Annotated in this window: 9 protein-coding genes; 4 read left to right on the forward strand and 5 right to left on the reverse strand. The window is 60.9% G+C overall.

Annotation, left to right across the window (positions count from 1 at the left end):
* From FJ222_09810 to FJ222_09825, 4 genes are all read right to left on the reverse strand, one after another.
* The coding region (locus FJ222_09810; GenBank protein MBM4164716.1) for a DUF5060 domain-containing protein at positions 1–1,274 on the reverse strand (1,274 nt) is incomplete at its 3' end.
* Positions 1,275–1,638: 364 nt separating this feature from the next.
* Positions 1,639–5,187: a DNA polymerase III subunit alpha gene (gene dnaE / locus FJ222_09815; GenBank protein ID MBM4164717.1), complete on the reverse strand. Its 3,549-nt coding sequence runs from the start codon at positions 5,185–5,187 to the stop codon at positions 1,639–1,641.
* Between the two features lie 20 nt (positions 5,188–5,207).
* The gene (locus FJ222_09820; GenBank protein MBM4164718.1) at positions 5,208–5,459 is read right to left on the reverse strand and encodes a hypothetical protein; all 252 of its coding nucleotides are present in this window, start codon (positions 5,457–5,459) and stop codon (positions 5,208–5,210) included.
* A 60-nt stretch (positions 5,460–5,519) separates the two neighbouring features.
* Complete coding sequence (locus FJ222_09825) at positions 5,520–6,422, reverse strand: type II and III secretion system protein (GenBank protein MBM4164719.1); 903 nt, start codon at positions 6,420–6,422, stop codon at positions 5,520–5,522.
* On the opposite strand from FJ222_09825, the gene FJ222_09830 reads away from it, so the two are divergent.
* Genes FJ222_09830 through FJ222_09845 form a run of 4 tightly spaced genes read left to right on the forward strand, consistent with a single transcriptional unit; the run spans position 6,391 to position 9,620 of the window.
* A complete protein-coding gene (locus FJ222_09830) occupies positions 6,391–7,374 on the forward strand; it encodes an MBL fold metallo-hydrolase (GenBank protein MBM4164720.1) in 984 nt (327 codons plus the stop codon). The two genes, FJ222_09825 and FJ222_09830, sit on opposite strands and share 32 nt — an antisense overlap.
* Before the next feature lie 28 nt (positions 7,375–7,402).
* Entirely contained in the window at positions 7,403–8,254 is an 852-nt protein-coding gene (locus FJ222_09835) for a hypothetical protein (protein ID MBM4164721.1), read from the forward strand.
* 11 nt (positions 8,255–8,265) lie between these two features.
* Positions 8,266–9,243 carry a hydroxyacid dehydrogenase gene (locus FJ222_09840; protein MBM4164722.1) on the forward strand — a complete coding sequence of 326 codons (978 nt, stop codon included), beginning with the start codon at positions 8,266–8,268 and terminating at the stop codon, positions 9,241–9,243.
* Positions 9,219–9,620 (forward strand): MGMT family protein, encoded by a 402-nt coding sequence (locus FJ222_09845; protein MBM4164723.1) that lies wholly within the window; start codon positions 9,219–9,221, stop codon positions 9,618–9,620. Before FJ222_09840 ends, FJ222_09845 begins: the two co-directional genes overlap by 25 nt.
* A gap of 53 nt (positions 9,621–9,673) precedes the next feature.
* Here the strand turns inward: FJ222_09845 and FJ222_09850 are convergent, their stop codons facing one another.
* Positions 9,674–10,753 (reverse strand): hypothetical protein, encoded by a 1,080-nt coding sequence (locus FJ222_09850; protein MBM4164724.1) that lies wholly within the window; start codon positions 10,751–10,753, stop codon positions 9,674–9,676.
* Positions 10,754–11,049 lie beyond the last annotated feature (296 nt).

Raw genomic sequence — 11,049 nt, forward strand, 5'->3', positions numbered from 1 at the left:
CGGATGCCGGAGGCGCGCGCCCATTCGAGGACGCGGTCCAGATCCCATGCGTTGTCCAACCGGTAATCGCCCGCGCCGTGGTAGCCGCGAATGACCGGGCTCCATTCGATGCCGAGCGACCAGGCGCTCATCCAGATCTCAACAAAGTTTTCGCCCACCTTGTGCATGTCTGCAAAATAGTCTTTATAGGCGGATGATCCGGTCGGATGGCGGAAGCGCCAGGGGAACTGATCATCCATGCGGGTGTCAAATGGGGAGCGGATATTGTGCCCGATTGGATAGAAGAAAGCGCCGTCTTCGGTCTCGAAATAGCGGGGGTCGGCGGCCGAGACGCGAATGAATGAAGACGGATTTTCGGGCTCACGAACCGTGAATGAAAGCGGGGCGGCGGTGTCCTCGCCCCAGCGGTCGCGCACGCGGAGGGTGACGGAATGCTCCCCGTTGGTGGCAGGGGCGTAGCGGACCCGCCATTCCGGGCGGCCCTGGGGCTCGATACGTTCCTCCACCGTATTGACGGTGCGGTAGTGGTCTTGATAGTAGAAACCAGACACACGGGTGATCGATCCGTCTGGAGCGGCAAAATCCGCCGTCACATCCACCACCCCAGGATCAAAGGGGTCGGCATAGCGGTCGGACAGATCGAATCGCAACTCGAAGAGGCCGCGGCGGGGGACGGTGCGCGCGTTGGGCCGCAGATTGGTGATGACGGGCTTTCCCGGATCTTGTTCCGAAGCAACCAGATCTGCCGACACGAGAACGCAGTTTCCCGTGAAAGATTCGTTGCCAAAAATACGTACCCCCGCCTGCTTGGGATTGAGCCGGGTGCGAAAATGCCAAGGCGCGGCATGACCCACGCCTTGCCAGCCCACTGCGGTTTGAGCGAGGGGAACCTCGTAGGACCTGGTTCCAGACGCGAGGTTCGTCTCAAGGAGAAATTGGTACCAGCGGTCGTCACGATCTATCAACCAGACCAGCGCCTGAATGTTCGTCGGACCGCTTTCCGGCCAGACGACGCTGAAGCGTAGCCGATCAGCGTCCAACCAGTCGGATGGGTTCTGCGCCATCCAGACCGCCTCTGCGGGAATCTGCGGAAGTTGCATCCGGCAAGACAGCACTACGTGCTGCGGATTGTTCCCTGAGGGCCGATCCAGGAGCATCGGCATCACGCGGTCGCTCGCCAATCCCTGTGCGGCGATCCCGCATGCGAGCAGCAGCGCCAGACGCAAGGCATGCGTCACGCCAGTTCCGCCACAAAAATATTCGCCACTTCGCATCTGTTATCGAGACAGCAGGAAATGTGCCGATAGGTCCGCTTCACGACTGATCTCAACTTGAAATAGGTACATTATGGACGAATACACCCAGCGGCGTCGAGTTCGGAATCGGCAGTCCAGACAGAACGGGCGCATCCCTGTTTCGTTGACTTTATGCGTTCTTGATGGGAGTGCGGGCGGGACGCCCGCGCTGCTGGGAAAGTACCGAAACGGGGATGCGCCCGGACGGAACGCCAGCAATTCTCATTTTGGAGATGGCACCATCGGCGTCGGGGTCGGCGCTTCTTGGCTGTCAGCAAAGTTGTTGGCCGGAGACGATAGGCATGACCAAGAAGATCATTGCGGCACCCTGTCCGGGATGCGGTTAAAGAGCCCCGCCGGGGCGGTTGTAGCGTCGCCGGGGCGGGTTTTTAAAGACATCGGGACGGGGGCTGAAACGGACGGAGTTGCGGCCAAGCAGTTTTTCGGCCTCGGCGACAAACTCAGCGGTTGGTGCGACACTGACCGTGGGGCCAGCCCCGACCACGACCTTGTGACCCGCCGGGTAACGCAGGCACATCAGCAGCGGCGTCTTGCCAGGGTGGGCCTTTACTAGCGCTTGGAAGCGCTCGAGCGTCTGATCAGTTTCCGTGTTCACCCGAATCAGAGCCAGAATTTTCTCCGCAAATACGCCCGGCGCATCGCTCAGCAGGTAGATCTCGCGGGCGATAATCTGACTCTGATTGTCGCGCTTCTTGGTAACGCCGCAGATCAATAGCGGCTGATCGGGCTGGCAGGCGGCCTCGAAGTCACGATACGTTTCGGGATAGGCCAGCGCCTCGACCAGGGTCTCGCCGTCTTGCATCTGAATGATCGCCCACGGCTCCTTGGTCTTTTGCGAGATGCGCTTCTGCACCGATGATGCGAGACCCGCGACACGGGCTTCCTTGCCTTCGGGGATGCCGTCCAGAAGGCTGAGCGTAGTGGTTTGAAAATCGCGCATCAGCGGGCGGAAACGGTCAAGCGGATGTCCGGAGATGTAGATGCCGAGCAGTTCACGCTCGGCGGCCAGCATGGTCTTGCTGGCGAGAGGCGGCGCATCGGGCAGGTCGTCGCCGAGTGCCACGTCCTGCCCCGTTGCGGTGTCGCCCAGAGCGGCAAAGAGGTTGCCTTGTCCGCTCGCGCGCTCGCGGATCTTGTCGGCGGCCCGTGCCAGCGCGGTGTCGATCCCGGCGAGCAGGCGGCCGCGGTGCATCCCCAGGCAGTCCATAGCCCCGGTGCGGATGAGCGCCTCCAGCACCCGCTTGTTGACGGCGGCGGTGCTCACGCGCGTGCAGAAGTCGACGAGCGACTTGAAGGGACCGCTGCGCGTGCGTTCTGCGATGACCGCTTCGGCGGCCATCTCGCCGACGCTCTTGATGCCGCCCAGACCGTAGCGGATGGCATCTTTGCCGTCGGCGCTTTTCTCCGGCATGAATCGCGAGGCCGAGCGATTGATGCAGGGGGTGAGGATGGTCATGCCCATGGCTTCCGCCGCGCCGACAAAGCCGGGAAGCTTATCAAAATTGCCGATTTCGGAGGAGATTTGAGCGCACATGTATTCGGCCGGGTAGTGCGCCTTCAAGTAGGCCGTCTGATAGGTGATGATGCCATAGGCTGCGGCATGAGCCTTGTTGAAACCGTAGCCAGCGAACTTTTCGATGTTGTCGAAGATCTGCCCCGCCTGTTCCTCGGGGATGCCGTCGGTTGTGGCGCAGCCGTCAATAAAGCGCGCCCGTTCCCTAGCCATATCCTCCTTTTTCTTCCGGCTCATGACGCGCCGGAGCACATCGGCCTGCCCGAGCGAATAGCCGGCGAGGACATGGGCGGCACGCTGCACCTGCTCCTGGTAGACCATGACGCCATAGGTCTCCTTGAGGATCGGCTCCAGGAGGGGATGGTCGTAAACGATGGGCTCCTCGCCCCGCTTGCGCCTGATGAAGGCCGGGATCATGTCCATGGGGCCCGGACGGTAGAGGGCGAGGATGGCGATGATCTCGCCGATGCAGGCCGGTTGCAGGTCGGCCAGAATGCGGCGCATGCCCGCAGACTCGAGTTGAAAAACGCCAATCGTGTCAGCCCGTTGGAACAGAGCGAAGGTTTCGGCGTCGTCCAGAGGAAGGGTCGCCAAGTCGATCGAGAGGCCGTGGAGATCGTGCACGAGGGCAAGGCATTCGTGAAGGACGGTGAGGGTCTTGAGGCCGAGGAAGTCCATTTTCAGCAGGCCGCACGCCTCGATCGGCTCCTTGGCGTATTGGGTTACGGGCGCGCCTTCCTTGTCGCGGGCGAGGGGAACGATGTCGATCAGCGGCTTGTCTCCGATCACCACGCCGGCGGCATGGACGCCAGCTCCGCGATAAAGCCCTTCCAGCACCTCGGCATATTTCATGATCCGGCGCAGGTCGGGGTCGGTTTGGCAGAGGGCGTCGAATTGTGGGTTGTCGGTTTTGGCCTTGGCGAGGGTCATCTTCGGATCTTCGGGAATCAGCTTGGAGAACGTGCTCGCCTTGTCGAGCGGGATTTCGAGGACACGCGCAACGTCGCGAATGACGGTCTTGGCGCCGAGCTGGCCGAATGTGACGATCTGCGCCACGCGATCTTTTCCGTATTTCTCGCGGACATACGTGATGACCCGTTCCCGGCGGGCCTGGCAGAAGTCGATGTCGAAATCAGGCGGAGAGACGCGCTCGGGGTTCAGGAAGCGCTCGAAGATGAGGTCAAAGCGAATCGGGTCGATCTGCGTGATGCCGAGGGCATAGGAGAGAATGGAGCCGGCGCCCGAGCCGCGGCCGGGACCGACAGGCACGCCGTGGAGGCGGGACCACTGGACGAAATCGGCGACCACGAGGAAGTAACTGATAAAGTTCGTCTTTTCGATGACGCCGACCTCGTAATTGAACCGGTCGATCAGCATCCGCTCGCGCTCGTCTCTGGGGTGGTCAAAGTCGGCGATACCGTAAATCTGCCGCATCCCTTCGCGGCCGAGGTGTGCGAGATAGTCCTTGGGGGTGGCGAAGCCGCGGGGGATGTCGTAGGCAGGGAAGTGGCTGGCCAAGTTGCCGAGGGGAATCGTGGCGTGGCAGCGCTCGGCGATGGAGGCGGTGGCATCCAGAGCGTCGGCGTCGTTTGGAAACAGCCGCTCAAGCTCCTCGCGCGTCTTGAAATAGAACTGGTTGGTCGCATAGCGCATGCGCTTGGGATCGCTCATCGTCGTGGACGTCTGGATGCAGAGCATCACCTCGTGAGCCTCGGCGTGGCTCTCGTAGAGATAGTGGACGTCGTTGGTGATCACGGCGGGGAGGCCCGTGCGGCGCCGCAATTCCCGGACGCCCGCATTCACGATCTTTTGTTCGGGGATGCCATGGTCCTGCATCTCCAGAAAAAAATTGCCGGGGCCGAAGATGTCGGCGTATTCGCGGGCAGCGGCTTCGGCCACGCCAAGATGCTGCTCGGCCAGCGGCATGTTGACTTCACCGTGAAGGCAGGCGGAGAGCCCGATCAAACCCCGTGCGTATTTTCGGAGGGTTTCCTTGTCAATGCGAGGCTTGTAATAAAAGCCCTCGAGCTGGGCGATGGTGTTGATGCGCGAGAGATTCTGGTAGCCTTCGTCGGTCTCGGCCAGCAGGACGAGGTGGCAATAGGGGGTGTGCGGATCGCGGTCGGTTCGCGGTTTGCTGGCGTTGATGTAGATCTCACAGCCGATGATGGGCTTGATGCCCTCGTCCTGGCAGGCCTTGTAGAAATCGATCATCCCGTACATGACGCCATGATCGGTCATGGCCACGGCGGGCATGCCCAACTCCTTGGCGCGCTTCACCAGAGGTTTGACGTGGCAGGCACCATCTAGGAACGAGAAGGTGGTGTGGACGTGGAGATGGACAAATGGTTTTCCCATGGCAGGCCTTTGGTGCGGGATCAGTACTGTTTCTCGTATTCACCTTTGCCGAGTTTCTTCAACTTGCTGAATCCCGCATTCTTGGCACGCTGATCCAGCGAGGTTTGGGATCGGCCGATAGCCGGTATGGAAAACCGCTTGCGGATCGGCGCGCCGCACTCCGGGCAGGCGGTCAGCCGTGGCGCATCGAGAGACTGAAAATGCTCGATCCCTTTGAGGCACGCCGGGCAGGAGCGAGCAGGGTCTGACGCTTCGTATTCGTAGTTGGGCATGGGGCTCCAGGATTAAAAGCTGAAAGTTGAAAGCTGAAAGTTGAAAGCTGAAAGTCGCGGCTACCTCGCGCCTGCCGGCGCCGGGGAGCCGGTCGGCGACTCAATCGTAACTCGGAGCGTGATCTGCATGGACGAGGCATCACGGGTACGGCCGATCCCCGCCAGGAAAAGCCTGTAAAAGTCGGTGTTCTCTCCGAATGAGGCGAGCGCGGTGGTCTCGCCGTCAGACACGGTCAACGTGGTCGCCAGTTGCGTGTAACGGATCCGCTGCGACCGGCCGCTGGACACCCCAGAGAGTTCGGGCGTCAGCGTGAGCTGTACTTCGGGTCCGTCACCGATGACGCGGGCGCGTACGTCCAGTGAAGCCCCCGCGTTACGGAGCGTCACCTCATGGGAGATGTAGCCGTAACGGCGGCCCAGAACGATCAGCTCGTCGACGAACGGAACGGTCTCACCGACCCGCAACGACGCTTCGGAGCCGCTCTGCACCAGAAGCTGCTGGCGAGTCTGCGCGGTGGTGGCGGTCGTGCGCGACTCAACCCGCGGTGTGATGTGAACGGTGCCGTCGACCCCGGCGCGAGTGACCCCCACGCGGCCGGAACCGCGAAGCGATGCCTCCGTTTCGGAGGTGTCGCGCTGCTCGTCAAAGGAGACGTCGATCCGGACGTTGCGTCGCGGTGCGTTCAGGCCGCGCAACGCCTCCCGCAGGAGCCGATGAGCATCTGAAGGGCCGTAGACCAGAAGCTTGTTAGTGGGCTTGTAATAGATGAGCTTGACGCGCGATCCGACCAGTTCTTGCAGTGCCTCAGCCGTCTCATCGGAGTCCACGGAGATCATGCCGTAGGAGGCAAAATAGTCGTTGGTCGCGGAGGACGCCGAGCTGGAAGCCGCAGTCTGGATCTGTGCCCGCGCCGCCCCTGAGATCAGGCCGATGGAGACAATCAAGATGGATGGAACATTCATAAGGAGCGCACAAAATAGATTGCCAGACACTATAGTTTGGATGAATAGCCGTTGTCAACCCTGCGAACGATCACCTGCGAACGATCAGCCGCGCGAAACCAACGCTTTGTTTTCGCGATGGAAAGCCTTATACTATCACCCTTCTCTGGAGACGAATGGAAACACCATGGCCGGAAGCGATTTTAACATTCAGTTTTTGGGAACAGGCACATCGGTCGGTATTCCAATGATTGGGTGCCGCTGTCCCGTCTGCCATTCCGCTGACCCCCGCAACCGGCGGAGACGGACGAGCGTTTATGTTTCGGCTGGAGAGACGCGAATCTTGGTGGATACCCCGCCCGATTTTCGTGAACAGGCGCTGACGTTTCAGGTGCCCCGGATTGATGCGGTCGTGTTCACCCACGCGCATGCCGATCACGTCTTCGGTTTTGACGACATCCGCCGCTTCAACACGATGCAGGGAGAGGCGATCCCCGTGTATGCGCAAAGCGAGACGCTGGCTGAAATCCGGCGGATCTTTAACTATGTGGAAACGGTACGCAGGCCCGGGATTTACAGGCCTCTGGCCAAGTTTTGCGAAATCGCTGCGCCGTTCATGGTGGGCGATGTGCGGGTGCGGCCGATTCCGGTGGCGCATGGCGAGGGTCAGGTGTGCGGTTTCCGGTTTGACTGGGGGGGGCGCGCGGTGGGCATTGTTCCCGATTGTCACCACATGCCCGAGGAATCGGTGGAGGCGCTGCGCGGAGTTGATCTGATGGTGCTGGACGCCCTCCGCTATGTGCCGCACGCCACGCATTTCACCGTGGACGAGTCGCTGGACTGCCTGCGCCGGATCGGCGCGCCGCGCGCCTTCTTGATCCACCTGTGCCATGATCTGGATCATGAAACGCTGCGGTCTGAACTGCCGGCCGGCGTCGATGTCAGTTACGACGGACGGGTGTCTGATGTGTAGTCAAACAGATGTGGAGAGGGGGCGTAGGATGGCACGAAGGATGGCCGGAATAGGTGCGTGGATACTCGGGGCTGCACTCGGGTGCAGCGCGCAGGAGATGGGACTTCTGATCCGTACGCCCAACACGGTTTACCTGGCGGGCGAGCCGATTGTGGCCGATATCCGCATACACAACCGGACGACTCGGGCGTTTGAGGTCCGAGACGGGCTGGCGGAGTCGCATTTGACGCTGCGCATCACGCGGGGACACGAACAGGATTCGATCGAACCATTTGACGCGAAGGCCGTAATGGCCGAGATGACCCTTCCGGCGACCGCTGTCTGGGAGGGTCGTGTCGAAATTACCCGTTTCTTTCCGGTGCGTGATCCGGGACGCTATCTCGTTCGCCTGATGACGATTCATGACGGGACACGCTATGAATCGTCCCCCAAGGCATTTGATATCGTCCCCGGTCTTGAGCTGGCCCGTGTGTCCCAAGTGTTCCCCGGCCAGCCGCCGATCCAGCGGAAGATGAGGGTCGTCTACTGGGTGCGCAATCAGATGGAAGAGCTGTTTCTGGAGATCAAGGATGACCCGGAAACTCGCATCTGGCGCACCTACAGCCTCGGGCCCGTGCTGCGGACCACCGCGCCCACAGTGGATATCGCACCCGACGGGATGCTGTCTATTGTGCATCGCGTCACCCCCGACGTGTTTGTCAAGACGCAGATCAAATCCGAGGAAGCAGGGGTGACGTTCCTGGGTCAGGAGCAACTGCTCGATCCGGTAACATCCGCCAGCAGGCGGATGCAGCCCTTTCAACAAATGGCGATGGATGATGCGCTCGCACGGCGCGAGAAGGCGAAGAATAAAAAGGGCGGGTGGTGGCGGTTTTGGTAAATGGAGCGCCCATGAATTCGGATGCCGTCGCGCAAACAAGGCCTCGGCGGGTTGCGGTCTGGTTGCGTTCGGCCGTTCCCGCATTCGCGCTGACAGCCGCGCAGGCTGATCGATTGCGGCGGGTGCTACCGGGCGCGACGGTGACGGTGTATGACGCCGAGGATGCGTTCGCGCGTGGGCTGGCCGACGCCGAGATGGGGATAGCCTGGCGTTTCCGTCAGGCGTGGATCGACGCCGCGCCCCGCCTTCAGTGGCTGGCCACGCCAGCGGCAGGGCATGATTATTTCCAGTTGACACTCCGACCGGGGATCCGGGTGACCTACGGAACGTTCCATGGAACCCTCATCGCCGAGACCGTGGTGGCCATGGTGCTGGGTGAAAGCCGCGGACTGATGGAGGGTATCAGGCGGCAGACGTTGGGTGAAATCTGGCCGCGCGAGGCCCTCGCACCCCGCCTGAGGAGCGTACGCGGGACGCATGCCGTGATCATTGGCTTCGGTCGGATTGGCGAATGGGTGGGACGACTCCTGAAACCGTTTGGTATTCGCGTGACAGGCATTCGGCGCACCCCAGAGGCCGACCCCAGGCCATTCTGGATGGGACCGGAGGATCGCATTCTCCCCGTCTCACACCTGAATGCGGAGCTGGCGGATGCCGATCATGTGATCCTCGTGTTGCCGCGTAGCTTTGAGACTGACCGTCTGATGGACGCTGAAAGACTGGCGCTGATGCCTCCGCAGGCGGTTCTCTACAACGTTGGGCGCGGCAATGCGGTCGATGAGGACGCCTTGTCGCGGGCGCTGCGCGAGGGACGGATGCGCGCCGCCTGCCTCGATGTCTTCAGCCGCGAGCCAGTGCCCGCCGATTCGCCGCTGCTACAGACACCCAACCTGTACCGAATGCCCCACCTGGCCGCCGTCGCTCCGGAATACCTCGATCACTATATCGATGAGCTTGCCGGGTTATGGCGGGTCCGATGCGGGCCGTGACGGGAGAGGGGCCATCCATGCAAATCGATTGGAGCCGGGTGACGCCTTTTCAGAGGCGTGTGTATGAGGCGCTATTGGAGGTGCCACCAGGACGGGTCACCACGTACGGACGGCTCGCGCACCGAATTGGATGCCGCTCGTCTCGGGCGGTCGGGCAGGCGCTCGGCGCCAACCCGTTCGCTCCTGATGTGCCGTGTCATCGCGTGATCACGGGCACGCTGTCTGCGGGTGGATTCAACCACGCGGTGACTGGAGCTGCAGCCGGACACAAACGACGCCTGCTGCTCGATGAAGGCGTCGCCTTTGACAGATCGGGCAGACTGGCCGACGTGTCACGCATCTGGCCGTGGGACAACATCGGAAAAACAGCGATGTAAACCACAGCCAAGAGCGCCGGCGCCCATGAAGGCCCCGGCGCCCACAGAGCCTGCTAATCCACCAGAGTGATGTCGGCTTTCGCCTTCAAACCTTCGATGAAGGTTTCGTATGCTTTCGCCTTGGCCGTGTTCTTGAGCGACTCGATAATCTTTTCCTTCACCTCTGCGAAGGGGACATCGCTTGCGGGCGTCTTGGCGGTCACCTTGATCAGATGATAGCCGAACTCGGTCTTGACAGGTGCGCCGACCACATTCAGATCCTGCGTAAATGCGGCCGCATCAAATTCTGGCACCATCTGCCCGCGGCCGAAAGACCCGAGATCGCCACCCTTTTCCTTGCTCGGGCACGCTGAGTGTGCTTTTGCCAATGCGGCAAAGTCGCCTCCGTCAGCCAATTCCTTGGCGAGGCCATCGATCTTATTCTTGGCCGCAGCCCAGCCGGCGTCGTCCTTGGGTTCCGGCGTAATCAAGATGTGGCTCGCCTGCACCTGCGCTTCGGTCGAGAAATACTGGGTTTTCTTTTCGTTGTAAAACGCCAGAGCGTCGGCATCCTTGATTTCAGGCTGAGCGCCACCCATCGATGCCTCCACGATCTTTTCAAACTGAATCCCCTCCGTGAGGTCCTCCTTCAGCCCACTCATGTCCATGCCGCGCAGTTTCAGTTCGGAATCGATCGTCTTCCCCTGAGATTCGAGTGCTTTTGAAATTTCATCAATCCGTTTCCCCATTTCGTCGTCACTCACCGTGATTTTCTGGCGGGCGATCTCGTCGCGCACCAACCGCTGCGCGATCAGCCCTTCAATGGCTCGTGTCTGCATCTCGGCACGCATCTGCGCCTGGAATTGCGCGGGAACCCGGTCGCCGTACTGGGCGATCTGGCGGTCGATGATCTGGTTCACGTCAGCCTGCTTGATATCGAACGTGCCAACACGAGCCACCACCTTGGCAGGATCTGCCGCAGAAGACACCACAGGCTCGTTATCGGTAAGTGCATCGGATTCACCGATGCTGGCCACCTCAACAGGCGTTTTGCCGCCAGCCAGTTGTGCCGACTTCTCTTCGTCCTTGCAACCGGTGACCGTCGAAACGACAACCGCACAGGCCGCAACCATCCATACGCATTTGTTCATCATAATCCGTCTTTCCTTAAGAGAAACGCCGAAAAACCCTTCAGCACGCGCATACAATCGCCGATTCTGAACGGTATGTCAAACATAAATCCAAGGGGATTGCCCGCCCGGGCGCATGGCAGTTCTGATGAGGTCGTTAATTCCTAATCGTAATCGTAATCTTAATCCCCCGCCCTTTGCCGATCCGGCTCGTAGACGGCTCCCGGCTCATGCACACGATCAGGGGATGTGCTACGGATCAATCCGACCAGCATGGAGACAATTCGAACGAGGATCTCTTTTCCCGGTTCAGCCTGCGC

The sequence above is a fragment of the Lentisphaerota bacterium genome, from assembly GCA_016873675.1.
Lineage (GTDB): Bacteria > Verrucomicrobiota > Kiritimatiellia > RFP12 > JAAYNR01 > VGWG01.